This window comes from Mycobacterium sp. (assembly GCF_032159765.1).
In the GTDB taxonomy this organism is placed as follows: Bacteria; Actinomycetota; Actinomycetes; order Mycobacteriales; family Mycobacteriaceae; genus Mycobacterium.
Window position 1 is genome coordinate 1 of record NZ_JAVHWM010000044.1, and the last position, 24,741, is coordinate 24,741.

23 protein-coding genes and 2 pseudogenes are annotated in these 24,741 nt (G+C 65.2%); 13 read left to right on the top strand and 12 right to left on the bottom strand.

The window, feature by feature from the left end:
• On the bottom strand, positions 1-635 hold a 635-nt coding region (locus QOH60_RS04930; protein ID WP_526417708.1), incomplete at its 3' end, for a L,D-transpeptidase family protein.
• 40 nt (positions 636-675) lie between these two features.
• Here QOH60_RS04930 and QOH60_RS04935 point away from each other — a divergent pair.
• The 5 genes and pseudogenes from QOH60_RS04935 to QOH60_RS04955 all read left to right on the top strand — a co-directional run bounded on the left by QOH60_RS04935 (position 676) and on the right by QOH60_RS04955 (position 5,525).
• The gene (locus tag QOH60_RS04935) at positions 676-1,503 is read left to right on the top strand and encodes a sulfurtransferase (protein ID WP_526417710.1); all 828 of its coding nucleotides are present in this window, start codon (positions 676-678) and stop codon (positions 1,501-1,503) included.
• A gap of 108 nt (positions 1,504-1,611) precedes the next feature.
• Complete coding sequence (locus QOH60_RS04940) at positions 1,612-3,090, top strand: TIR domain-containing protein (RefSeq protein ID WP_526417712.1); 1,479 nt, start codon at positions 1,612-1,614, stop codon at positions 3,088-3,090.
• Positions 3,091-3,110: 20 nt separating this feature from the next.
• Positions 3,111-3,626 (top strand): hypothetical protein, encoded by a 516-nt coding sequence (locus QOH60_RS04945; protein ID WP_526417714.1) that lies wholly within the window; start codon positions 3,111-3,113, stop codon positions 3,624-3,626.
• A 6-nt stretch (positions 3,627-3,632) separates the two neighbouring features.
• Positions 3,633-4,535, top strand: a complete 903-nt coding sequence (locus QOH60_RS04950; protein WP_526417716.1) for a hypothetical protein — start codon at positions 3,633-3,635, stop codon at positions 4,533-4,535.
• A 125-nt stretch (positions 4,536-4,660) separates the two neighbouring features.
• Positions 4,661-5,525: pseudogene (locus QOH60_RS04955) on the top strand (type IV toxin-antitoxin system AbiEi family antitoxin).
• A gap of 50 nt (positions 5,526-5,575) precedes the next feature.
• Here the strand turns inward: QOH60_RS04955 and QOH60_RS04960 are convergent.
• Both QOH60_RS04960 and QOH60_RS04965 read right to left on the bottom strand, forming a co-directional pair.
• Positions 5,576-7,048, bottom strand: a complete 1,473-nt coding sequence (locus tag QOH60_RS04960) for a serine/threonine-protein kinase (protein WP_526417718.1) — start codon at positions 7,046-7,048, stop codon at positions 5,576-5,578.
• Positions 7,049-7,364: 316 nt separating this feature from the next.
• Positions 7,365-8,945 (bottom strand): Na+/H+ antiporter, encoded by a 1,581-nt coding sequence (locus QOH60_RS04965; protein ID WP_526417720.1) that lies wholly within the window; start codon positions 8,943-8,945, stop codon positions 7,365-7,367.
• 84 nt (positions 8,946-9,029) lie between these two features.
• Here QOH60_RS04965 and QOH60_RS04970 point away from each other — a divergent pair, with 84 nt between their 5' ends.
• On the top strand, positions 9,030-9,233 hold the full coding sequence (locus QOH60_RS04970) for a cold-shock protein (RefSeq protein WP_526417722.1): 204 nt from the start codon (positions 9,030-9,032) through the stop codon (positions 9,231-9,233).
• A gap of 10 nt (positions 9,234-9,243) precedes the next feature.
• The gene (locus tag QOH60_RS04975) at positions 9,244-9,723 is read left to right on the top strand and encodes a hypothetical protein (RefSeq protein ID WP_526417724.1); all 480 of its coding nucleotides are present in this window, start codon (positions 9,244-9,246) and stop codon (positions 9,721-9,723) included.
• 12 nt (positions 9,724-9,735) lie between these two features.
• Here QOH60_RS04975 and QOH60_RS04980 read toward each other — a convergent pair whose 3' ends face one another.
• The 3 genes from QOH60_RS04980 to QOH60_RS04990 all read right to left on the bottom strand — a co-directional run bounded on the left by QOH60_RS04980 (position 9,736) and on the right by QOH60_RS04990 (position 12,388).
• Entirely contained in the window at positions 9,736-11,034 is a 1,299-nt protein-coding gene (locus QOH60_RS04980) for a threonine/serine exporter family protein (RefSeq protein ID WP_526417726.1), read from the bottom strand.
• 4 nt (positions 11,035-11,038) lie between these two features.
• A complete protein-coding gene (locus tag QOH60_RS04985; RefSeq protein ID WP_526417728.1) occupies positions 11,039-11,614 on the bottom strand; it encodes a hemerythrin domain-containing protein in 576 nt (191 codons plus the stop codon).
• Between the two features lie 114 nt (positions 11,615-11,728).
• A complete protein-coding gene (locus QOH60_RS04990) occupies positions 11,729-12,388 on the bottom strand; it encodes an MmpS family transport accessory protein (RefSeq protein WP_526417730.1) in 660 nt (219 codons plus the stop codon).
• Positions 12,389-12,629: 241 nt separating this feature from the next.
• Between QOH60_RS04990 and QOH60_RS04995 the strand changes: the two genes are divergently transcribed.
• On the top strand, positions 12,630-13,112 hold the full coding sequence (locus QOH60_RS04995; RefSeq protein ID WP_526417732.1) for an SRPBCC family protein: 483 nt from the start codon (positions 12,630-12,632) through the stop codon (positions 13,110-13,112).
• Here QOH60_RS04995 and QOH60_RS05000 read toward each other — a convergent pair.
• A complete protein-coding gene (locus QOH60_RS05000; protein ID WP_526417735.1) occupies positions 13,109-13,555 on the bottom strand; it encodes an Hsp20/alpha crystallin family protein in 447 nt (148 codons plus the stop codon). The two genes, QOH60_RS04995 and QOH60_RS05000, sit on opposite strands and share 4 nt — an antisense overlap.
• Before the next feature lie 182 nt (positions 13,556-13,737).
• Between QOH60_RS05000 and QOH60_RS05005 the strand changes: the two genes are divergently transcribed.
• Together QOH60_RS05005 and QOH60_RS05010 are read left to right on the top strand one after the other, a co-directional pair.
• Positions 13,738-14,499, top strand: a complete 762-nt coding sequence (locus QOH60_RS05005; protein ID WP_526417737.1) for a hypothetical protein — start codon at positions 13,738-13,740, stop codon at positions 14,497-14,499.
• Positions 14,500-14,662: 163 nt separating this feature from the next.
• On the top strand, positions 14,663-14,908 hold the full coding sequence (locus QOH60_RS05010) for a hypothetical protein (protein WP_526417739.1): 246 nt from the start codon (positions 14,663-14,665) through the stop codon (positions 14,906-14,908).
• 100 nt (positions 14,909-15,008) lie between these two features.
• On the opposite strand, the gene QOH60_RS05015 is transcribed toward QOH60_RS05010, so the two are convergent.
• The 3 genes from QOH60_RS05015 to QOH60_RS05025 all read right to left on the bottom strand — a co-directional run bounded on the left by QOH60_RS05015 (position 15,009) and on the right by QOH60_RS05025 (position 21,320).
• Positions 15,009-18,839: a diguanylate cyclase domain-containing protein gene (locus QOH60_RS05015; RefSeq protein ID WP_526417741.1), complete on the bottom strand. Its 3,831-nt coding sequence runs from the start codon at positions 18,837-18,839 to the stop codon at positions 15,009-15,011.
• A gap of 242 nt (positions 18,840-19,081) precedes the next feature.
• A complete protein-coding gene (locus QOH60_RS05020; protein ID WP_526417743.1) occupies positions 19,082-19,933 on the bottom strand; it encodes an NmrA/HSCARG family protein in 852 nt (283 codons plus the stop codon).
• Between the two features lie 25 nt (positions 19,934-19,958).
• Positions 19,959-21,320, bottom strand: coding sequence for an FAD-binding oxidoreductase (locus tag QOH60_RS05025; protein WP_526417745.1), 1,362 nt, complete (start codon positions 21,318-21,320; stop codon positions 19,959-19,961).
• A 93-nt stretch (positions 21,321-21,413) separates the two neighbouring features.
• Between QOH60_RS05025 and QOH60_RS05030 the strand changes: the two genes are divergently transcribed.
• From QOH60_RS05030 to usfY, 3 genes are all read left to right on the top strand, one after another.
• Entirely contained in the window at positions 21,414-22,004 is a 591-nt protein-coding gene (locus QOH60_RS05030) for a TetR/AcrR family transcriptional regulator (RefSeq protein WP_526417747.1), read from the top strand.
• Between the two features lie 269 nt (positions 22,005-22,273).
• Positions 22,274-22,654, top strand: a complete 381-nt coding sequence (locus QOH60_RS05035; RefSeq protein ID WP_526417749.1) for a hypothetical protein — start codon at positions 22,274-22,276, stop codon at positions 22,652-22,654.
• 53 nt (positions 22,655-22,707) lie between these two features.
• A complete protein-coding gene (gene usfY, locus QOH60_RS05040) occupies positions 22,708-23,007 on the top strand; it encodes a protein UsfY (protein WP_526417751.1) in 300 nt (99 codons plus the stop codon).
• 12 nt (positions 23,008-23,019) lie between these two features.
• Here the strand turns inward: usfY and QOH60_RS05045 are convergent.
• Both QOH60_RS05045 and QOH60_RS05050 read right to left on the bottom strand, forming a co-directional pair.
• Positions 23,020-23,199: pseudogene (locus QOH60_RS05045) on the bottom strand (hypothetical protein); the annotation flags it as partial.
• A 55-nt stretch (positions 23,200-23,254) separates the two neighbouring features.
• Positions 23,255-24,741 (bottom strand): bifunctional serine/threonine-protein kinase/transporter substrate-binding domain-containing protein (locus tag QOH60_RS05050; RefSeq protein ID WP_526417753.1); only part of this gene is annotated, 1,487 nt, incomplete at its 5' end.

The following is a 24,741-nucleotide window of genomic DNA, read 5'->3' on the forward strand; positions in this document are numbered from 1 at the left end:
GCGATGACCGCGCCGGGTCGCAGCCACTGCATGATTCGCACCAACGTCGCATCGTCGATCGAGACGCATCCGCCGGTGGGGCCGCCGTCCGTGGTGTGCACAAAGAACGCACTGCCGTCGCCGGGAATGCGGGCCGAATTCACCCCCATCACCACCGCATGCCGATACTGCGGGATGTCGAGGTTCTCGGTGCCGCCGCTCGTCGTAGAAAACCGGCACTGCGCCTCCTTGCACACCTGCATCGTGTTGTATGTCGGGCTGTTCACATCGCCGTCCCACCAGTAGTCCGGTCCGACCTGGACGTACTGCAGGCCACTGCCGGGATTCGGCGCAGTGCCGAACGCGAAGTCCACCGTGAAGACTCCCATCGGCGTGGTCGGCTCGCCCTCACGATGCGTCGCCACCAGGCCGTTCGCGCCCACATGAGCGGGGATCCCCGCCTCGACGGGCCGCCATCCCGTCCCGGTGTTCTGCCACACATCCATCGTCGCCGACGAACCACCAACGCCCACAACGGAAATCACCTGGGACGCAGAACCGACCGCGCCCGCGAACCACGGGATGTCGTCGGCGCGACTTACGGGCGCCGTCCACATGACCGTCGCCGTGAACAGCAGGACCAGCACTCGGCGCATCCATGCATATTCGCACGCTGTCACCGTTACGCTTGGCCAAATGAGCACGCGCGCCGAGATCCTGACCACCGCAACAGAACTGATGCGCACCCTGACCACACGAGAGCCCGTCGCGATCCTCGACGTGCGTTGGCAGCTCAGCGAGCCCGATGGTCGCGCCGCCTACCACGAAGGCCACATCCCCGGCGCCGTCTACGTCTCCCTCGAAGACGAACTCTCCGATCACACCGTCGCCGGCCGGGGCCGCCACCCTCTGCCCTCGGGCAACCGCGTCGAACAGGCCGCCCGACGCTGGGGCGTCCGCCGCGACGTGCCGGTCGTGGTCTACGACGACTGGAACCGCGCCGGTTCCGCCCGCGCCTGGTGGGTGCTGACCGCGGCCGGAATACCCGACGTGCGCATCCTCGACGGCGGGCTCGGCGCGTGGCGCGCTGCGGGTGGCACCCTCGCGACCGGGCCCGTCGTGCCTGACCCCGGAGACGTCACCGTCACACACGACGACCTGTACGCCGGGGCGCTTTCCACCCTCACCGCAGACGAGGCCGCCGAGGTCGGAACCCTGCTCGACGCCCGCGCGCCGGAGCGCTACCGCGGCGACGTCGAGCCCGTCGACCCCGTGGCAGGCCACATCCCCGGCGCAGCCAACCTGCCCAGCACCCGCGTCCTCACCGACGGCGGCGCGTTCCTTACCGACGGCGACCTCGCCATGCTGACGGCGGACATCGACGGCGACGTCGGTGTGTACTGCGGATCCGGAGTGACCGCGTCCGTCGTGCTGGCCGCACTGGCATCCGCCGGCGTGCCAGCCGCGTTGTATCCCGGCTCGTGGTCCGAGTGGAGCTCGGATCCGTCGCGCAGCGTTACATAGTCTGCTCGTGCGCCGGCAAGTAGAAGTAGTAGCATCACCGCCCCGGCGCGGCGAACAGCCGTTATGCTGCGACGTACTCAATGTCTAGTCGAGGAACGGCCTTGCTCGATGAAGGTGTTCATCAGCTACTCGCGCCACGATGAGGCCGCGGTAGGAGCGCTCGTCGATGACCTTCGGCGCGCCCGCGCGCAGGTCTGGATGGATGAGGAGCTGGGCGGCGGGGACTCCTGGTGGACCGAGATTCTCGACCAGATCCGCAGCTGTGATGTCTTCCTCTTCGCGTTGTCGGACAAGTCCGTGCAATCCAAGCCGTGCCGGGCCGAGTTGGGCTACGCCCAAGCGCTGGAGTTGCCCATCCTGCCCGTGCAGATCGGGCAGGTCACCAGCTACTACGCCGACCCGATCTTCACCGTGCAACTCGTCGACTTCCGCGACCCGACCAGAAAGAGCGCATTCGATCTGTTGGCGTCGCTGCACGAACGCGCGAGCCGGCGGACCGCATTGCCCGACCCTCTCCCCGAGCCGCCGCCGATCCCGTACGAATATCTGCTCGGCCTCAGTGCATCGATCAACGACACGACGACGGTGCTGCCACCCCAGATCCAAGCGCAAATGTTGTTCGAGTTGCGCACCGCACTCAGCGACGAAGACGACCCGGTCGTCCTCGACGAGATCCGCAAACTGCTGCGAGCGCTGCGCAAACGCACCGACGTCACCTACATGATCGCCAGCGAAGTCGACGCCCTCCTGCGCAACGAGCCCGCCAAGACCGTGCAGGCCGCTGAGGGCGAGTCGCGCGTCGCTGCTGTGCCAACTGCGACTGCTCAGGCTGGCGACCCCGACCCGGTGCATGATCCGCTTTTGGCGGATGGCTTCCCACAGCAGCCCCCAGGGCCCGAGGCGCCACGCGGCGGCCGTCTGCGCAGACACCGCCGCAGCATCCTGCTCGCCTCGGTGGCCGTGGCGCTCGTCGCGGCAGCGGTGATCACGTACTTCGTCGTGACTCGGCCGAAGAACCCGCCGCAGCCCACTGTCGCGGCGGCCTATAACTGCAAGCAGGTGTCGGCGCCGATGACCTCGATCGACCCCCGCAAGGACACCGAGCCGCGCCTGCGGATACCCCACCCCCCCGGCTGGGAGCAATCCAAGATGTTCAACCCCGGCGGCGACGACCCCGTGAGTTCACCGGTCATTCGAGCCATCCTGATCAACAAATCGTTGGCCGCCAAGGGTTTCGCGCCGAATGCGATTGTGACAATGAACAGCCTGTCAGGCGCCAAGGTGAGCGACGCCTTCGCGGCGGTGCAAAAAGACTTGACGTCATCAGGCGGAACCGACATCTCTTCGACCGACGGCACCTTGTGTGGGCTACCGGCGCAAACCGTCAGATGGACCGCGGCGGCGGTTCCCGGCGCTGCGCCAGCGCGTCCGGCCAAGACGGTCGTCGTCGCCGACCAAGTCCAAGACATGGTCTACGTCATCAGCGTCAGTGTGCAGACCACGGACCCGGACAACCCCACATACCAGAAGGACAGCGATACGATCCTGACCGGCCTGCAAGTGCTGCCACCTGGCGCCACCGGCTAAGCGACAAGGAAGGTCCTGTCATGCCCCAACGCCTCCTCAAGCCAACGATGAGAATCGCTACTCTGGCGCTGCTCGCGTCGACGACGCTCGCCGCAACCGTCACCCTTCCGGCGAACGCCGACGCCGATTTCGACTATCAGCGATTTCAGACGCCGTCGGGAAACATCCTGTGCATGATGCTGCGCGAACATAGCTGGGTCGACCCGGCCCGGGCCGGCACAGGAGTCGCCACCTGCCAGGTCCAAGATCCCGTCTATCCGCCGCCCCCGCGTGAATACACTTCGCCCAACGGACAGACGAGCACGTGTTATCTCGCTGGCTGGGGAAGCCAGATCGCGCTCACTCAGGGCAGCCCGCCATACCTTTCATGTCTGACCGGTGTGCTCACCACACCGCCGCTGTCGACCCTGGCGCCTGGGCAGACGAAGTCGGTCGGCACCCTCACCTGTGCCAGTGAACCCCCTGCCATCAGATGCACCGACTCCAGTACGGGCCACTTCTTCCGAATGTCACGCGACTCCTACGACCTCGGCTGACCGGCTGTGCTGATTGGCGTCCTCGCCGCGCTGGTTGCATGCGTGGGCTATGGCGTCTCGTCGGTGCTGCAGGCCTACGGTGCGCGGCAATCCGCCGCAGAAGCATTGCGCGACAACGAGCCTGGCCACGTCACTGACACCGGCGGCCCCACGTTGCGCTCCACCATCGCAGCTGCACTGACCGTTGCCTTCATCGTCGGAAGCTGCCTCGACGTCGTCGGGTTCTTCGCGAATTTGGTTGCGGCCCGGCTCATTCCGCTGTTCTTGTCACAGACGATCGTCAGCGCGAACCTGGTCGTCACCGCCGTCTTCGGCATCTGGCTTCTTCACATCGGCCTGCGCACGCGGGATTGGATCGCCATTGCCACCGTGATCATTTCGCTGGTCGTGCTGGGCCTCGCGTCGGGCGAACGCGGCGACACGGTCGCACGGCATGAAGTGCACTGGTTCATCTTCTTCGCATCCGTCGTCATCTTGGGTGGCGGCCTCTGGCTCATTCGAGTGCTCGGCGCGCGGGCCGCCGTCGTCGCCGGACTGCTCGCCGGTGTGCTATTCGGTGTCCTCGCCATCGGGTCGCGGATACTCGACGGCGTCGAGCCTTTTCGCCTCGGCACCCTCATTGCCGACCCGGCGGCGTGGACCATCGCGATCGCCGGAGTCGGCGGCTTCTACCTGCATACCGTTGCGCTGCAACTCGGTTCAGTGAACGGCGCCACCGCTGCTCTGGTAGTCGGCGAGACGGTGGTTCCCGGAATCGTCGGCACGGTGCTGCTCGGTGACAGCAGCCAGCCCGGTCTCGGCTGGGTCGTGGTCGTGGGCTTCGTGGGGGCCGTCGCCGGCGCCGTCTGCGTCGCCATTTTCGGTGCCTCCGCGCCGTCTCCGCAGGCGGTAGTCGCTCCGCAGCACTAGTTTTGCCCGACAAGCCCGCGTCGAAATCTGCACCAGGGCTGCGATTCGGACGTTATCCACAGCCCTGGTGTAGATTTCGCCGTTCGGAGGCCGCATTGTCCGTGGCGGCGACAAGCATTCGTGCCATGTCTCAACCAATACGCGGCGCCGAGGCGATCGGCTCCGGACAACTCACCCGTGGACAACTGCGGCATAACTACACCGCAGTCCTCCCGAATGTGTACATCCCAAACAACGTCGAACGCTCGGCGCTCAGCAATGCCGCAGCGGCCTGGCTGTGGACCAAGCGCGAGGGAATCATCGCCGGTCGGGCCGCCGCAGCTGTACACGGCGCGCGGTGGGTCGACGCGACCGCACCGATCGAAGTCATCGCAAGACACACACGACCGCGATTGGGCGTCATCGTCCACAACGAGCGGATCGCCGACGACGAGATAACCAGCATCAACGGGACTACTAGTGACCACACCGGCGCGCACAGCGCTCGACCTGGCTCGCCACCTTCCTCGGTACACCGCGGTCGCCAACCTGGACGCGTTGGCGGCCGCAACTGGAACGACTACGCAAGAGGCGTTGGCATTGATCGGCCGATACCGAGGCGCGAGGGGAATCCGCCGCGCACGCCGGGCGCTCGCCCTCATGGATGCCGGTGCCCAGTCGCCGAAGGAAACCTGGCTGCGCCTTGTCCTCATCGACGCCGGCTTGCCCGCCCCGAGAACACAAATACGAGTGTCCGACGGCGTGAACGTGGCGTTCATCGACATGGGCTACGACGAACCCATGGTCGGCCTCGATTACGAAGGCTCCCATCACAGCACCCAACGCGAACGCTACGTATACGACATCGGACGGGCTGAATTGGTCGAGCAGCAAGGCTGGATCGACATCCGCGTGGTCGCCGAGCACACCCGGCGATTCATCATCCATCGGGTACACGAAGCATTCGCCCGCCGCGGGTGGACACCACCGAAATCTGCACCAGGGTCGTAGATTTGCAGAAACGACGACCCTGGTGCAGATTTCGACGTCAACGACGGCGACTAGTCGGACGCGTACTGCAGCATCGGCTCGACCTCCGACGCCTGCCCCCTGGAGATCGTCAACTGGTCGGGCCGAATCACATACTCCGTGCCGTCGGCGGGATTGTTGACGTTCCATCCGTCCGCATTGCGCGCTGCGTTGGCAAGTTCGATGCTCGCGCCGTCGCTGAGTCGAGTCCCGCGGTAGTAGAAGCTGTTTGGCGCGGATTGGCAGACGACGAGCAACGACTTCGTCGTGTGCGCCATGGCCGTCGCGGCATCGCCGTTGTCGCAACGTGCGGCGGCATTGTTCAGAAATCCCTGCCCGTCGGTGCCCGGCAGCCCTTGTGACAACGACGCCGACGTCGGCGGTGGCGCCGGTGTGGTTGACGACTTCGTCGTCGGTGCCGTCGTCGTCAACGTCTCGGTCGTCGTCGACGGCGGCGCCGCCTGCGGGACGGACGGCGCGGCGGCTTGTTCTGACCCCATCAGAGTCCACAACGACGCGCCGAGGCCCGCCGTCAGCAAACCCAGGGCCGCCCCGACAAGTGACCACCGCCACGTTCCGCTGCGGCGCCGCTTCTGCGACGGCAACGGCGCCGTGCGGGGCGGCTGGGGTGCGGGAAACTCGCGGGTCCTAAGCGGTGCCGACGGACGACCTGCCGCCGCGCCACGGGCCGCGGCTGCGAACTCGCCGGCAGACGAGAACCGTGCCTGCGGTTTCTTGGCCATCCCCCGGCCGATGACGTCGTCGAACGCCGCGTTGAGCACCGGTCGTGCCGCGCTTGCACGCGGCGGCGGGGCCAACATGTGTGCGCTCATCAGCTGGCTCAGCTCCCGCGCCGCAAACGGCGGCCAACCGGTCAGGCACTCATAGAACACGCAGGCCAGCGAATACACATCGGACGCGGGCCCCACCACGCCACCGGAAAACCGCTCCGGCGCCATGTAGGTGCACGACCCGATCGCCGCGCCGGTCCTGGTCAGCCCGCCGTCTCCGCCCTGGTGGGCGATGCCGAAGTCGGCGAGATACACGAAGTCACTGGGCGTGAGCAGGATGTTTTCCGGCTTGATGTCGCGGTGGACCAGGCCGTCGGCATGTGCGGCGTCCAGCGCGGCCGCGAGCTGCGTGATGATCGAGGTCGCCCGTGCCGGGTCCAGCGGCCCGCATTCCGCCAGCACAGACTTCAGGTTCGCGCCCTCGACCAGGCGCATGTCGATGTAGAGGACACCGTCGATGTCGCCCCAGTCGTGAACGGGGACGATGTGCGGTTCCTGCAGTCGCGCGGCAACCCGCGATTCTCGTCGAAATCGCTCTTGGTAGCGGGTATCGGCGGCGAGCTCGGGCAGAAGCAGCTTCAGCGCGACGATACGGTCCCTGACCGTGTCGTACGCGCGATACACCTCGCCCATCCCGCCGACACCGATGAGCGACTGCAACTCATACGGACCGAACATCGTGTCGACGCGATCGCCGCCGCGTAGTGTGACCATTCGGAAACTCCCAGCCCCCCAAAACGTGTGCTGAATCGTGTGCAGCCGCCATCACCAGCAGCACTTCAACGTGATTTCCCGTTGACATCGCAACGAAACCCTCATTGACACTACCCAATTCGATCGCCCATGCCACATCTGTGATCGATGAGAAAGTGACCTGGCTCACGACAACCGGAGCGCAGCAAAGATTTACGCACGACCCGATCTGCAGTGTTCGACGCCGTCGAGGTACCGGACAAACCATTCGACATCGTGATGACGGTATCGCCCGGCCCCCTCCACCAGAAGGTGACCTTCACAACCTAGTCCCGCGTTACGAGTCCAGCCGTGACTCTTCGAAATCCAGTTCGCGCTGAAGGCGATTCATCATCTCGTTCGAGACTTTGCCCTCGGCACGCATTTCCAGCAACGCGGTGCGTTGCGCGGCAAGCACGCAACGCACCATCCGCTGATACGCCTGCGACTGGTCCTCGACGCCGTCGTCCTCGATCTTGCCCGCCCGCGCGGCCAGGCGTTGCTTGCGAAACTGGTACTGTCCGCGCATCCGCTCGACCGACTCGTCGCGCGTCCAATCCTCCTCTGCCAGAACGTCGATTTGGTGCAGCGCCGCCTTCGTCGCAACCAGACGGGCCCGCGTCTCCTCGTCGGCCTCGGCACCGCCGTCGTTGACGCCGGCACGCCGGATCAGAGCTGGCAGTGTAAGCCCCTGCAGCACAAGGGTTACCAGGATGACGACGAAAGTCAGGAAGATGATCAGGTCGCGTTGCGGGAATGGACCGCTCACCGTCGAGAACGGCAGCGCCAACGCGACCGCCAACGAGACTGCGCCCCGCATCCCACTCCATGCCATGACCAGCCGCCAGCCAGCACTGGCGCGGCGGGCGCGCTGCGAGGGTCGACGGTCGAGGGCCCGGATCAGGTACGGCACGGTGAAGAACCACACCAACCTGATACCGACCACCACCGCGACGACGGCCGCGGCGTACCCGGCGACCTCACCACCGGAATAGTGCCCCAAGCTGCCGACTACCGCGCGAAGTTGCAGCCCGATCAGCACGAAAAGGATTGCGTTGACCAGGAAATCGACGATGTCCCAGACGAAGAAGCCCTGCAGCCTAGGCTGCAGCGTCAGCACTCGCGATCCCCGAACGGCCATGTACAGTCCCGCGGTCACCGTCGACACCACACCTGAGACGCCTAGCGCATTGGCCGGCACGAACGCCGCATAACCGGTAAGCAGCGAGATGGCGATGCTCACCTGCGCGTCGCTGGTGCGCGCCCGAATCCGGGCCGACAACCAGCCGACCGCGAGCCCGATCGCCACACCGCCCACGATCCCCAGGACGAACCTCAGCCCGGCCTCGACGAGTGAGAACGACCCGGCCACCACCGCAGCGACCGCGACCCGATAGGCCACCAGCGCGGTGGCGTCGTTGAACAGGCCTTCGCCTTCGATGGCGCTGACGAGCCGACGAGGCGCCTCCAGGCGCCGGAGGATAGTCGACGCGGCCACCGGGTCCGTCGGCGAGACGATCGAACCCAGTACGAACGCCACTTGCCATGACATGCCAGGGATCACCGCATGGGCCACGACCGCGACGGCGGACATCGTCGCGAGCACCAACGGGATAGTGCTCAACGTCAGCGCACGCAGATCCGCGCGAAAGTCGTTGAAATTGCTGAAGAATGACGCTTTGTAGAGCAGCGGCGGCAGGAACAACACGAGAACGATCTCTGGATCGAGCTCAACCTGCGGCACTCCCGGGATCAAACCGAACAGCGCTCCGCCGAGGACCAGCAGGATCGGGTAGGGCACCGACAACCGCGACGCCAGCACGCTCAGACCGACGACCGCCACAAGCAGCGCGGCGAGCAGAATCTCAGCCTGTCCCATCGCTGCATTTTCTCAGGGCCCGTCTGCTTCGGCCACGGCTGCGTTATGCTGCTTTGGCCCGCATCCGATCGGAAGAAGTAGTAAATGGCACAGGGAACCGTCAAATGGTTCAACGCCGAAAAGGGTTTCGGCTTCATCACCCCCGACGAAGGCGATAAGGATGTCTTCGTCCACTATTCGGAGATCCAAGGCGGCGGCTTTCGCTCGCTCGAGGAGAATCAGCGCGTCGAGTTCACCATCGAGCAGGGCGCCAAGGGGCCCCAGGCCGTCGGAGTGACCGCCATCTAGCATGAGCAACGTGCTCGCAAAGATCGCAGGAGCGGTGGTGGTGTCCGCTCTGATCCTGGCCGCGCCCGTCGCCGCCGAACCCGGCGACGACACCGCGGGCCCCACTACATCCAGACTTGCCGCCGTCGTCTACGACCTGAACGACCAGACCGGCTATCCGACCGGGAGATTGACAGGGCTACCCGACGGCGGCGGGGCGCCGGTGACCATCCGGCCGGCCCTCTTCAGCAAGGACGCCTACCTGATGTCGGCTGGGTTCGGGGACGCCCCTCCTGACTCAGTCCGACGGTGGGACCAGGCCGTCGAGTTCTTGTCGCAGCCGAACGACTCCCCAACTCCGCCACCGCCTTTCGCGGCGATCGGCAACACCCAGGAGTTGATGAAGGTCGCCAGCAAGCTGCCCGCGAACACGATCGTGGTGTCGTATGTTCCGGACACCACCAACCCTGGGAAGTTCAGCCTGGTGACGTTGCAGCCGGTGGCCCCGTAGCCAGGGCCAGACTCACCATCCCGAAGTAGCCGGCTTCCCGCGCCTGACGTTGATCGTCATGAACACACTCCAGCCGATCAGCGTGCCCAGTGCGATCGAGAAAATCGCGACCACACTTGTTGCCAGCGTCGTGATATCGCCCTCGCCGGTGACGGCCTCGCCGAGCGATTCGAAGCTCAACGCACCCGGAACCAGCGCCCAAAACGCCGCCAGCATCATGACGATCGACGGCGGCGACGTCCTGATCTGAGCGGCCACCATCGCGAACGGCACGACGAGAAACCCGCCGACCGCACCAGAGTGGGTGGGCGACATGAACAGACCGCCCACCTTCTGCCCGACGAGTGCCACGCCGATCGCCAGGATCAGCCAAACCAGCGAGCCTTTGGGCGCTGAGAGATAGATGTACAAGCCGATGGAAATCACGATCACCGCGACGTAAAACGACCAAGCACCCATCTGCGGCGTCGGCTGCTGCGGTGCGAGCAGCCCACCGACCTTCATTCCCATTCCGACTCCGAACACGAGGAGCGCCAGCTGTGCCACGCCGTAAATCAATCGGCTCGAACCGCTGATGACCTGCCCGGCAGCCAACTCCATCGCGGCGATCGTCAGCGCAAGCCCCGGCAGAAGCGCTACCAATGGCGGGCTGATCACCCGTAGCAACCCGTCGTTGGCCGCATCGGCGACGAACCAGGTTGCCAGCGCGGTGACGACGGCCGCGGCAAGTGTCGGTAGCACCGCGTTCAGCGTCGGAAACGGCCGTCCCAGAACCTGAATCGCGCCGACCAACGTGCCGAGAAATACGTAGCCCCACAACGACGCCCAGGTCGGGTTGATGATCATGCCGAATCCAAGCGTGGTGATGATGTAACCGACCACCGTGGTGATGGGTCCGAACCGCGGCGCCATTGTGCGGGCGGCAGCGGCCTCCCTGGTTGCGTCAGCCGCAGTGATGGCGCCGACCTCGGCGAGTTCGCAGATCGCATCGATCCGTCCGGCCAGGTTCAGCTGCGTCGTCGGTTTGATGATCGTTTCGACCTCGTAGGCGACGGTGCCGACCTGAACCACAAGCGCCGTCGGCAACACCATCACGCGGACGGTTTGGTCCGTGTACTGGCTCGCGATCGTTAGCAGCCGCGCGGTGACGAGCTGTGTCGGTTGCTCACACTCCACGAGCGCGATGCCGAGCTCGCGAAGCATCGCGGCGACCTCCGCGTCGTTGTGGTCCTGGCCCTCGGTCAGCGCCTGCGGTATCTCCTTGCGGATCGATCGCAGGAGCCGTGTCACTCTGCCCGGATCGTCGGTCATGCCGTCACTGGCCTTTCAGGCTGCCGATGCCCAGCGACGGGTGCTCCGGTTGCTCCTCTGGTTCGTCCTCGATGTTTTCGACGTACGCCTGCGGATCACGGTCGGTGATGCGCAAGCCCTCGGTAGTGGGATGGGCAGCCATGAACTCGCTGAACTGCCGCCCGAGCGCCTCACGAAGGCCGATCGGTGCGTGGCGACGGAAGTCAGAAAGACCTTCCCGTTCCTCCTCACCCATGTGGTCGTCGTTCGCCGTCCTGGCGCGACCAACCGCTGCCCACCATTCATCGGTGCTGACCACCGCCGCGTTGGCGTCCCGCACGCCGTCCCGAATGTCGTTGTGATCGCCGATCGCATCGAGCGTTTCGGCCACCGGGTCCTCAGTGCCCCGCTTGAGCAGCTGCGGATAGAAGATCTTCTCCTCGATGTAGGCGTGCACATCCAGCTTGTCGGCAAGAGGCCGCCACACTTTGTTGAGCGCTGCCCGGCTCACCCACGGCCGGGCCTGCAGTTCGTCGAGCTTCGCGAACTGCTCGCGAAACCATTCGTGGTCGGCGAGTATCAACTCGGTGATGTCGGCCATCTCGATCCCTGTGTTCCCTGGAAACGCGCGTGGTGTTCCACGCCAAAATCGACGCTACCGCGACACAGTGCGGGTAGGCACCGCGGTGGCGTCGATCTCGACGTTCAACCAACCCTAGGGTGTCCCCCATTTGCACCAGACGAACGAACCCGAATTCTCCGCGACCACAACACCGTCCACGTTGATCCGGCAGGTGACCTTGCCTGCAGCCCAACCCTTCAGCGACAGGTAGGTGGTATCCGGACCGATGTCGACCCAGCGGGTCCACGGATCCTTGCGATGCCACTGTTCGTCGATACCCAGCGGATCCACCATGACACTGCCGAGCTGGACCGTGTACTGCGTGTCGATCACCAGGAAGACGTGATGGTTGCCGCCGTTGCCAGGCCCGTTTGCCGGCGTGTCGCCGACAACCCGCGAAGCGGCGGCGGCATTGTCGGCACGCACCGTCTTCCTGAACTCCGGTGAGACACAGACGGTGTCGCCATCGAAGGCCTCCCGCCAGACGAATCCGGAGACGCATGTGTTGCTACCGGGGACTTGATTGGCGGTGGGATCGACGTTCTGCCGCTTGATGGTCCGGCGCATGCCGGGGTCCACGCACACGTGATCGCTGGCGTTCGCTTCCCTCCACACGAAGCTCTGTTTGCAGGTGTCCGCGGGTTGTGCCCGCACAGCGGCCGGAACCGCGACGGACGCCATCGCGACCGCCAGCGGCAGCGCGACAACCCTCTTGCCCAGACGCCACCACCGGCGCGTCCTCGATTCAGACACGGTTAAGTGCCCAATAACGCTGTCTGCGACCACTATTCGTTGACATGGGACTTCCCCTCTTGGGCGGTCGTCAAGTCGACGGCGGTTTCTTGACCGACCCGGCCAACGCTATAAACGACACCGCCTGCGAGGGAATACGGTGTTTACCCTACAAATTCGCGGCCTAGTCGAAGGGAATGCTCTCTCGCCGCGGACCGCAACCCCATCTCATCGATTCCCCCGATAATGACATGATCGATCCATGACCGATCGCATCGAGGTTCCCCGCACCATCGCCGCGCCTGCCGCCGACATCTTCGCCGTGCTGTGCGACCCGCAAGGGCACGTCGCGATCGATTCCTCTGGGATGCTTCAGGACGCCGAGGGCGAGCCGGTGACCGCGTCCGGCGACTCGTTCGTCGTGCACATGGACCGGGAGGCACTCAACGACTTCCCGCAACTGGGCAAATACGACGTCACCGTCACCATCCGGGACTTCGAGAAGGACCGGCTGATCGCGTGGACTGTCCTCGGCCAGATCCGTCCAGACATCGGGCACGTGTATGGCTACCGGCTCGAGCCCACCGACGACGGGACCGTCGTCACCTCGTTCTACGACTGGTCCGACATCGACCCAAAGTGGCGCGAGGCCAACATCTTTCCGATCATCTCCGAGGGCGCGCTGCGTGCCACACTCGGCATCCTCGATCGCACCGTCCGCCGCGGCTACCCGCGGGCGTCCTAATCGAGGTTCTGCACCTCGACGCGCTTGGCGGCCGGCACACCGTTGGGCACCGGCACCGAGACGGTCAGGATGCCCTTCTCGTAGGTGGCCTTGACCTCGTCGATGATCGCGCCTGAGGGAAGCGGGATCGACCGGCTGAAGGCGCCGTAGCTGAACTCGGACCGACCCTGCGACTCGGCCTTGTGGCTGCGCACGGCTTTGATGTGCAGGATGCCGTCCTCGACGGTGATCTCGACGTCCTTGGCGGGGTCCACACCCGGGATCTCCGCGCGCACCTCGTAGCGGCCGTCGCTGATCGTGTCCTCGACGCGGATCAGGTTCTTCTCAAAGAATGGCCGCAGGCCAGAGAACACCGAGCTGCCGCCGAAGAAGTCGACGAGATCAGGCATCAGGGTGCGGGACTGGCGGGGGGCCGTGGTGCGCTGAACAGGCAGAGTTGCCATCGGTAGCTCTCCTAAGCTCTTGTACCTCTTTGGTTTTCGATTCAATGACCGATCCAAGCACCGAGCCGGCGCCGACGATAGACCGTGCCCGGCGTTGTTGACGAAGGGTTCATTGCGCGTTCAACGCCAGCTTGCATCAATACGCGTAGCGTCAAATCGCAGGCCGCCACGGGGAGCTAATGATGGACCTCGACGAATTCAGCGTCGCAACATTCAACCTGTACAACATGCAAGAGGCGGGTAAGAAGCTCTACACCGAACCAGGCTGGACGCCAACGCAGTTCAACCTCAAGGTGAACTGGACGATCTTCCAGCTGACCATGCTGGAGTATCCCCACATCGTCGGCATGCAGGAGCTTTGGAGCAAGGATGCTCTCAACAAGATCCTGACCACCGGCGACGTCGAAGAACACCGGCTCGACAAGAAGTACGACATGCTCGCTGACCCCGCGACAGGCGGTCACATCGTGTGCGCCGCGCTCGTGCGCAAAGGGCTTCTCACGGGCGACCCGGAGTGGATCGAAGACTTCCCCGACGAGGTGAAACTCGACTCCAAAGATGACCCGCAGGACCCCCAGGCGCCGGCGATCAAGATCACCCTCGACAAGTTCTCCCGCCCCGTCCTGCACTTTCAAGTCAAGCTGCGCGAAAACCTGCCGCCGACAGAGGTTTTCGTGGCGCACTTGAAGTCGAAACTGCCGACTCAGCTCGACAAGGAGAAGTGGTTCAAGGCGGACCCGGACGCCTACAAGCCGCATCGCGTGGCTTTGGGCGGCGCCATTTCCAAGGAGTCCGACACACCGGTCATCGTGCTAGGCGACTCATGTGCTGGTGAGCGAGCAGTTCTACGACAACAGCCGCAAGCGCCAGTGGATGTTCGACGGTCTGGTGATCAACAACGACCACCTCAACTTCGAGAACCACAAAGACACCGGCACCGGTGACCACGGCGTCGTCAAAGTGACTTTCAAGTACAAGCCCGCGAGCAGACGCTAAATCGCACGATCAGCCCTCGGGTAATGCGATTCCGCGTCTGCTCGCGTTTGGCCAGCAGGCACGACGGGTATTTCACGCAAGCGCACACATCGAGCAGACGAGGACGACATCATGGCAGAGCTGACGGCGGAATCCGACCGCCGGAACGCCGAGGCACTCCCGGCGATCGGGCTCATCCTCAACATGGTTGCCGTTATCGCACTCGCCCTGTGTCTGGCGGGTCTCGCGACGAATCTGTGGCTCGCCGCCGGCGCCGGCGGAGTCGCGCTCCTGAGCTTCGCGGGCAGCATGGCCGTTCTGATCGTCGACGGTAAGCGATTTGCCAGGCCAGGAAGTCGCCGCCGCAAGGCCCGATGACCGAGATCGACCTCGAAGCGCTGTCGACGGACACCCACGGTTACACCGTCGATGACAACGACGATGACGATCCGATCCTGGTCCCCAAACGCCGCTGCTCCTATTCGAGTGAACTGACCGTGTCAGCTACGTGCGGCTGGCTGGCCGCAGTGGGCCGGTAGCTGGCCATCCACACCTCGAGCTCGTCGACCGGCAACGGCGGACTGTGCACATAGCCCTGCGTGATGTTGCACCCGAACCGCTTGAGCGCGCGCAGGGTCACTTCGTCTTCGACGCCCTCGGCGACGAGATCTGCGCCCAGGCTGTGCGCCAACGCCACCGTCGACCGCACGATCGCGATCGACCGGGGATCGTCGGCCACCCGTGCCACGAACACCCTGTCGAGCTTGAGCTCGTCGACCGAAAGATCTTGCAGGCGAGCCAAAGACGACCATCCGGTGCCGTAGTCGTCCAGCGAAATCCGAACGCCGAGCCTGCGCATCGCCGCCATTGTGCGGCGTGATCTCACCGAATCCGTTGCCAGCGTGCTTTCGGTGATCTCGAGGATGAGCGACCGCGGCGGCACATCGTGGACCTCGAGTAGGCGCTCGATCGTGTTGACGAGATCGAGGTCGAGAACGTTGGTGGTCGACACGTTGACCGCGACGGTCAACTCGATTCCGTGATCGCGCCATGACCGGATCTGTGCCAGCGCAAGGTCGATCACAAAATTGGCCACCTGGCGCATGAGCCCGGCACGTTCGGCCGCGGGGAGGAACGCCAAAGGGAGCAGCAGCCCACGCGTCGGGTGCTGCCACCGCAGCAGCGCCTCGACGCTGTGCAAGCTGCCGTCGCGCGCGTTGATCTTCGGCTGGTAGTGGCAGGTGAGCTCACCTTGTGACAGGGCTATGCGAAGTTCCTCGGCGAGGTCGGTGCCGTTCTGCCGTTCGACTTCGTCGGCCGAGTTGTACACGGCGATCTTGCTTTTCGAGACCTTCGCCGACGGTAGCGCGCTCTCGACCCGACTCAACAACTCCGGCGGATGGTTGCAGTGGCCGGGGCACATCGCGATCGCGACGCTCGCATCCACCTCGACCGTGATCTGGTCCAGCGCGAACGGGGCGCTCAGGGACTCGCGCAACGCTCCGGCGTAGGCGCGCAACGCGGGCAGGTCCGGGCAGTCCTCCATCAGGACAGCGAACTCGTCCCCGCCGGTTCGCATGAGTTGCGCCGGCGCGCGGACCACCTGCGAGAGCCGATCGGCAATCCGGCACAACAGCTCATCGCCGACGTGGCCGCCGAAGTGGTGGTTGATCTCCTCGAAGTCGTCGAGATCCAGCAGCAGCAGAGCGCATCTGTCCCGCCGCGACGACGACGCGCCGTTGGCGGACGCCGCGGTCAGCGATATCGCCAGCGCCCTGCGATTGGGCAGCCCGGTCAGCTCGTCGGTCACCGCGTGCGCGTGCGCTTCCGCGGACGCGCTCATGTCACGGAACGTCACGCTGAATCGTGCCGCAACGGCGATCAGGCTCAACGCCGCCAACCCGACCGCCACCCGTGAATCGTTGGAAAGGATGGCCACGGCGACCGCGACGACCGTGCACACCACGGGCACAGTGAAGGCGCTTCGTCCGAGTGTGCGACGCGGCGCCGCCCGCGACGGCAGCCAACTCGCGATCGCCACGAGCAGCGCGGAGGTGGGCCAGCACACGTCAAGCGACGTGCCCACCCGGTACGCGCCGGCAGACGTCTCGAACAGGTACACAGTGTCGGCGACGGCGCTGACCGTCAACCCGACGAGCAGAAAGCTCCACCGAAACTCTTTGCGCCAGCCGATGATTGGCAGCAACGAGGCCGCGATGGCCACCAGCAGCAAGTCTCCCCACGGGTACGCCAGACCCACCAGCGCGGTGGCGGTCGCGTTGGTCATCGCCGTCCGGATCGGCCCCGCGGCCAGCGCCGCACCCATCGCTGCCACGGTCAGCCCGCACACCAGCGTGTCCAGCCGGGTCGACAGCGGCACCCGCCGCAGCTGGGAGCGCATCAGCGACAGCAGCCCGGCGTACGCAAGAGGGTAGAACAACAGATACGCCGGGTCGGCGATCGACGGGGACTCACCCGAATTCACCCATCCCGCGTAGATCACGTCGCCGATCCCCGATACCGCCAAGCCGGCGCCGATCAGCGTCCACGCCAGCCGCTCGGTGGTTACCTGCCACGCCCGGGCGATGACGATACCGGCCGCCGCCAACGTCAGTCCCGGGTACAGGATGTTGTCGAAAAACATGTGCTCGCCGCGACTTTCGCGAACCAGTGTCGAGACTCCGAACACCAGCACACCGATTGCGATGAGCCCCAACGCGATCCAGATCGCCCGCGGAGCCAACCGGCGGTCATGACCGTCGCCGGCAGGCGCGTTGACCACAGCACTTTCGTCCGCCACGTCGACGCCGACCGGCGAACCCGAGCCGGCCGCCGCGGTCGCCGAACCGGCCAGCTGAGGCAGTTCACGCGGAGTAGGCATGTCGGGCTCGTAGCTGCGCACGCATCCCCCGCCCGCGCGCTTGGCCGCATACATGGCCAGATCGGCGTGCCGGAGAAGATCGTCGACGGACGTGTCGGACTCGTTGGCCGCGAATGTGAGACCTATGCTCGGACGCACCGTCAGCGGGACGCCCTCGATCATGATAGAGGCGTTGAACGCCAACAAGATTCGATCTGCGGCAACTTGCGCCTCGGCGATGGAGTCTTCGATCAGCACCGCGAATTCGTCACCGCCGAGCCGCGCGACAGTCCACGTGTCCCCCACACAGTCGGTGAGACGCCCCGCGACCCGAATCAGGAGTTCATCTCCTGCCGGGTGGCCCAGTACGTCATTGACTGCCTTGAACTTGTCGAGGTCCAGGCACAGCACCGCTACCGGCTGGCCGCCGTGCCGTTGACGTGCCAGGGCGTGTTCCAGACGCTCGAGAAATTGAGCACGGTTCGGTAGCCCCGTGAGGCTGTCATGGAAAGCCGCCCGCGCCACCGTCGAGAGCAGCCCTTGGTTTTCGACGAGCACCACGAACTGGCGCGCCAGCACGCACCCGACGAGGACCGCCACCATCGCGAACAGCGGACCCCCGTGCGCCGTTGCGCGAAGCGCGCTGGACAGCCCCACGCCGCCAGCGACCACCACCGGCAGGTACGGCAGCCACAGCCGGGCGCGCGACCGGACCTCCATCGGCGACGTCTCGGCGGCCGGCTCGTTGAAGCTCGACAGCGCGCCCAGCGCCAGCATGGCCAGTCCAGCCACTCGTGCCAGATCGACGAGGCCGTTGTTGTGATAGCCGCCGGAGCCGGTGAGGTACACGAGAATGATGTCGGCGACGCAGATCGTCACCATTCCGCCAACGACGAGGTTCAGACTGGGCCGGCCGGCAGACCCGGTCCGCGACCACATGAGAATGGCCACCGTCACCAGGCCCACGTCGAAAGCCGCGTGGGCCAACACTCCCCACCGCTCGATGCCGTCTCGGCTGAGCAGCTCGTCGAGCATGAAAATCCACGACACCGCTAGCAACGAGGTCGCCACGATCACGCCGTCGAGCACCATCCGCCAACGGCTTTGGCCGCTGCCCTCGGACAGGCACACCAACGACAGAGCCGCGAAGACCGGGAAGACGATGAGCACAAGATCGACCGGGGTCGGATACGCAAAGTGCGCGATGCCGGGGGTCAGCCGGAGGGCCTCGCCGACGGCCCACGCTCCCAGCGCGACGGCCAGCGCGAGCCATCCACATCGCCGGCGACCCTGCGCCCGGCGTGCCGCCCAGCCGGCACAGCCAGCCGCGGACACGACGCTGAGCAACAACACGATCTGATCGATCGAGGGGTTGCTATCGGCTTTCCCCCAGCTGGCGACAAATTGCGCAGCGATGATGACGAGCGCGATTCCGTACCCCCCGACCACGAGCCATCCCGCTCTGGCTGACAACCCGAGGCGTCGCCACGGATTTTGTATCCAGGGGTCCATTACCGTCCCGTTGAAATGGGTGCATTAGAGGAGAAAAGAAACTATTCGCAATATAGAGAATTATTGCAACACATCCAGGCCCGGGCGAGTGGACGCGGACAGCAGTGTCTCGTTGTCGGCGTCGGCCGCCAAGGTCGCGGCGATCTGCACCTACGAGCCGGCCTGACTGCCCGCTGTACTTAAGGGGTCCAGTGCCGCACGAGCCACTGTTGAAGGGTCTGGACATCAGGATCGAGTTCGGCGGTGAGCCCCCGGTCGGCCTGGTAGGCAGGCAGCTTGGCGAACCATCCGAACATCGCGCGCTGATCGTCATCATCGACGACGTCAACCGGAAGCGCCTCGTAGCGAGCCGGTCTTCCAGTCACAGACTCGAAGACCGCGGCGATTTGAGAACCGGTCAACTCATCCCCGGCGATCTCGACGGCACCCGTGGGCACGCGCGAAGGATCGAGGACGGCAGCGGCGGCGACCGCGCCGATGTCGTCCACAGCGACCATTTGCAGCGGGACGCCGTCGGGCACCGGTAGCCGCACCACTATCGACTCGGCATCGGATTGCGGCAGTTGGCCGAGCAGATTCTCGTAGAAGAACGTGGGTCGAACGAAAGTTGCTGGTATGCCAATTTTTTCGATGTGCTCTTCCACCCGCCGTTTGCTTTCGAAGTGCGGAATTCCGGTGCGGCGTTCGGCCCCGCCAACCGAGCTGTAGACCAGATGCTCGACAGAGGCCGCCTGGGCCGCATCTGCGATGGCGATACCGTCGGCGGTCTCCCCAACAGTGCCCCGGCCCGACGTCATCGTCGTCATCGCGAAAACCCGGGAGGCCCCGCTGAAGGCGGCTCGCAGCGTTTCCGGATCACCGATGTCCGCGGTCACCAACTCCGCGCCGGCTGAAGCGAGTTCACGCGCGGCCGGTTTCTCCGGGTCTCGCACCAGCGCTCGTACCGTCGCCCCGGCGCTGAGGAGTGCGCGCGCGGTCGCGCCGCCCTGCTGTCCGGTTGATCCGACGACGGCGATGACAGGGTTCGTCATGTAACTCTCCTCTTACAGGGGGTTGCTATGGGTCGGGGTGTCTGTGGAAAGTCAGCACGCGACCGGGGTCGAGGGCGTCCCTGATCGCGTGCAATCTGTCCCGGACCGAGGGGGTCCATCCGTCCGGGACACTGGACTGCCCTTCACAGAACGACGGTGCCGCGCGACCGATGTCGGCGGATCGGGCGGCGGCCTCGACGCCGGCAAGCTTGCCGTCAGTTCGACTGCGCGCGTTGTCGTCGACGGCGGCCCCGACGGCGTGCATCAAGAACGGAGCGGGCACAGTAGTCAGTGCACCCCTAGGGCCGACACTCTGAGATGCGGTGTTGCGCAGCTCAATCATGTTCAAGCCGTCGGGCTGGCCGATCCGGGCGGCATCGAACATCGCATTGGCGATCTCCGTCACGGCGGGCCCCAACCATCGGCCGATTCCCCGCGCCGGGACGGCAGTCGGCGGATCAAGGTGTATCGCGGAAAGCTGTTCGACGTCGGCCGGCCCGGTCGTGTCGACCACCGGGACGGCAGCGCTGCGCACGGCGTCACGCATCGGCTCGAGATAGGCTGCGCCGTCTGCCGATGCGTAGGAAAGATGGACGACCGTCGTGCCGAGTAGTTTCGCGGGGAATGGCCCTTGATCCGGCAGCTTGAGCAAGGACAGCGAGCTGCTGACCGACGCGCTCACCCCGGCCGTGGCCGATGTCCAGGCGCTGATCACATCGGGCAAAGTTCTCGCCGGCCAAAGCAGGTAACCCGCCGCTAAGTCGGGAATTTCGAAGAGGCCGATCTCGATCGACGTCGCGATGCCGACCGGTGCGCCCCCTCGGAATGCCCACAATGCCTCGCGATCAAGCGGGTCGGAGGCATCCTCGGTCGCGCAGCGCGATACACCGGTTCCGTCGACATACTCGACGCGGCTCAAGGCCGATGACGCCAGGCCGTGTTTCCTGACGAACCAGCTCACTCCGCCGCCGAAGGTGTAACCGGCCACGCCGACCGTCGGTGAGGTGCCGCTCAGGCCAAGCAGGCCTTGTGCGTACGCCTTTTTCTGCACAGCGGGCCACACCGCGCCGACACCGATCCGGGCGCTGTTGATGGATGCGTCGACGACGACTCCTGCCAGCGCCGATGTGTCGACCAGCACCTGATCGTTGCCGATCTCTCGCGCGGCACCGTGGCCCGTGGCCTGCACAACGACGACGGCGCCCGAACTGGATGCAGCTTTGACCGCACCGGCGACGTGTTCGCCCGAGCGTGCACGCACGACCGCGCACGGTTGCTGTCGATAGCTCGAATTGTCCGGACGGGTCGCCTTTGTGTATTCGTCATCGCCGGGCGCATACACGACATCGCCCAACTGCTCGCGCAGTCCGTCAATCACCTTGTCCACTTCCTTTACCGGAAGATTCCTTCCGGTAAAGCTCAATATTCTCCTGCCGCGGAGGTTCGTCAAGTCACCGGATGGCCGTGCAACACTCGATTGATGCCAGCCAGTGCCAGCGGATACCGGGCCCGCGCGGTCCGCAGGGACGCGATCCAGAATCGCGAGAAAATCCTGCGCACCGCTGCGGAACTGATGGTGCGCCGCGGGCACAACGTGCCATTAACAGAGATCGCGGAAGCCGCCGGCGTCGGCGTCGGCACGTTCTATCGTGGTTTTCCGGACCGGGCGGCGCTGCTCGATGAACTGCAGCGCCGCGGTTATGAGCTGTGCTTGGACATCCTGGCGGGCATCAAGACCGATGGCCTAACGGGTGCGGACGCCGTCGAGGCGTACTTGCTGAGGTGCCACGATGTTGCCGACCAGCTGTTGGCACTCCCGCTGCGCGGGGGCGACCCCTTGGCCGACGACGCGGCGGTCAACGCGAAGCGCCGGATTTCCGACGGGATCGACGCGCTTCTGCGCGAGGGCCGAGCCGATGGGTCGATCCATGCGGACGTCACCGCCACGGACGTGGTCGTCTGCGCGACGTTGGTCGCTACACCGCTGCCGCACACGCCCGACTGGGCAACCGCGGCACGACGCCACCTCGACTTGTTCGTCCGTGGCATCCGGGCTCGACCCTTGAACTAAGGGGCGCTTGCAATTTGGCCCGTTCACCACTCCACGGAGTTACAGTAAATTTGCTGAATTCGATTGCGAGGTGCCAAACGGCTTGCCGCGATCATATTGGGCGGGAACAGAGTTGACGAGAATCCTTGTCGCAGTCGGTGATTCGCCGGTGGTCTCGACAACTTCTTGGCGTCCGTCGGGCAGTGCCCGCCAGGTAGTGATCCGGGCAAGCGTCGACCATCTCGGCCTTCCTTCGTGGCGACGACGTTCGGAGACTTACGCTTAGTGCCATGAGGCAAATCCTGCTGCGCGCAGTTCTGCTTCTGGGATCGTGGGCGATCGGATTACTGGTGGCCGCGTGGGTAGTTCCCGGAGTTTCGTTGTCGGTGTCGGGGTTCATCGTCGCCGTGCTGGTGTTCTCGGTAGCGCAGGCGGTCCTGTCCTTGTCGATCTTGAAGTTGCCGCACGGGTACGCGTCGTTGCTCCTCGGGGGCACCGGCCTGGCATTGACCATTCTTGCGTTGAGTCTCGCCACGGTCGTAACGCACGGGCTCACCATTCGCGGCACCGAGTCGTGGGTGGCCACCACGCTTGTGGTGTGGCTCGTGACAACGATTGGGGCAGTGTCGCTGCCGGAGGTGATCGCCCGCCAACGCGCAGACCCAACGTGACCAGATCGAGCGGTAGACTTCTTTGATCTCGTCCGACGACGGAGGGAGACGTGATGGGAGACACTCATCACGATCCGACTGATCACTCGCGGACCACGCAACCGCACGCGGGTATCACCATGAAGGACAACTTCTTGTGGCCTGGGTTGATCCTGTTGGCAGTGGCAACCTCCGGGATGATCAGCACGGTGGTAGCCGCCGCCTACCGCCATTACGAGTGGCTGACAACGACGATGCTCATCGCCGTGCTCGGAGCGATCGCCGGCGCGCTATGGATCGTGGTGGAGCAGCGCCGAGTGACCCGCATCGAGAAGCATTGGCACGCCACGCATCCCGACGGTCGGTCGCGCTAGCCCGCCCTCGCGCTACAGCGGAGCGGGTCCCCGGTCGGTGAGGCACGCCAGCCCTGACCTCACCAACTCCACACTGTCGACGACGATCCGGCCGAGGTCGCCTTGACACCCCTCGCGTCCCCAATTCTCCACTGCCACAACAAGTGCCGCCGCAAGCGTCGCTCCCGCTATCTCGGCGCCGAGATCACCGGCATCCGGGTGCCGCACGGATACCAGGTGCTCGACGACCTCGGCTGACTAAATCGGCCTACGGAACCGCGCCGTTGATCATCGGCTTATCAATCATGCCCCTCTCGACGCCCCACTTCGTGGCGATCGTCTTGTAGTCGCCGCTTTCCATCACGTGCTGCAGCGCCTTCCGAAGCGACTCCGCGAGCGGTGAGCCCTTCGGCACCGGCCATCCGTACAGCGCCGTGTCGAACACGTCACCCGCCTGCACCAGCCTGCCGGCGCTTCCCTTGATCGTGAACAGCGTCACGGGCGAATCCGCCGACATCGCATCGACATCCCCTGCGATCAAGGCTTTCGTCAGATCGTCTTGGCGGTCGAAGACCACCTTCTCGATCGACGCCAAGCCCGCCGCCTCGCACTGATCGTTCTTGGCCGGAATCTCGGCGGTGTCCTGCACGGCACCCTTCGTGACGCCGACTCGAAGTCCGCACGCCGCGTTCGGATCCACGGACGACCCCGCGTGCTGGGCCCACAACGTCCCTGTTTCGAAGAAGTTGACGAAGTCGACCGTTCCTTCGCGCTCCTTGGTGTCGGTGAACGACGACACAGCGAGGTTGAAGTCCCCTTTCGCCACCGAGCCGAGGATACTGTCGAACTCGGCGACCTCCCGGTAGTCGGGAGTCAGCCCGAGCGTCTTGGCGACCGCATTCATCAGCTCCACCTCGAAGCCGACGAGTTTGTTGTCGGACGTTCTGAATTCGTTTGGCGCATAAGGCAGATTGATCGCGATCGACAAGTGGCCGGTATCTCTGACAGCCGGCGGCACCGTCAGCGCGATCGACTCGACCGCACCCTCAGGGAACGTGCCCGAGGACGACGACGAGGACCCGCCTCCGCCGGGCCACCACTTCCACGCCGCGAACCCGGATACCGCCACAAGCAGCAGCACGGCGGCCGCTACCGCAATCCATCGGGCCGTTATGCGCCCGCGGTCTGGCTCGGGACTGCGGCGAGCCGAATGCCGTCCCGACGACCCCGACCGTACCGGCGCCTTCATCGCGCGCCGCGCGGCCGCGGCCAGTTCGCCCGCACTCTGGTACCGCTTCTCCGGCTTCTTCGCCATGCCTTTGGCGATCACGTCGTCGAATGCGGCCAGCCTCGGGTTGAGCAACGACGGGCGCGGCGGAGGTTTTGCCATGTGCCCCGCTATCTGCTGCTCCAAACTGTCGGAGGGATATGGCCTTGTGCCCGTGAGGATTTCGTACAGCACGCACGTCAGCGCGTAGATGTCCGAGCGAAAGTCCGCCTTGCCGCCGTCAAAGCGTTCCGGCGCCATGTAGGCCAACGTGCCCAGCGTGTTACCGGCCGTCGTCAGCCCGACGTCACCCGCGCCGCGGGCCAGGCCGAAGTCGATCAGGTACACGAAGTCGTTCGGTGTGATCAGGATGTTCGACGGCTTCACGTCCCGGTGAATCAGCCCCGCGGCATGCGCCGCGTCCAACGCCGACGCGACCTGCTCCACCACCGACACCGCGAACGCCGTGCTCGGCGGCTTCGCGCTTT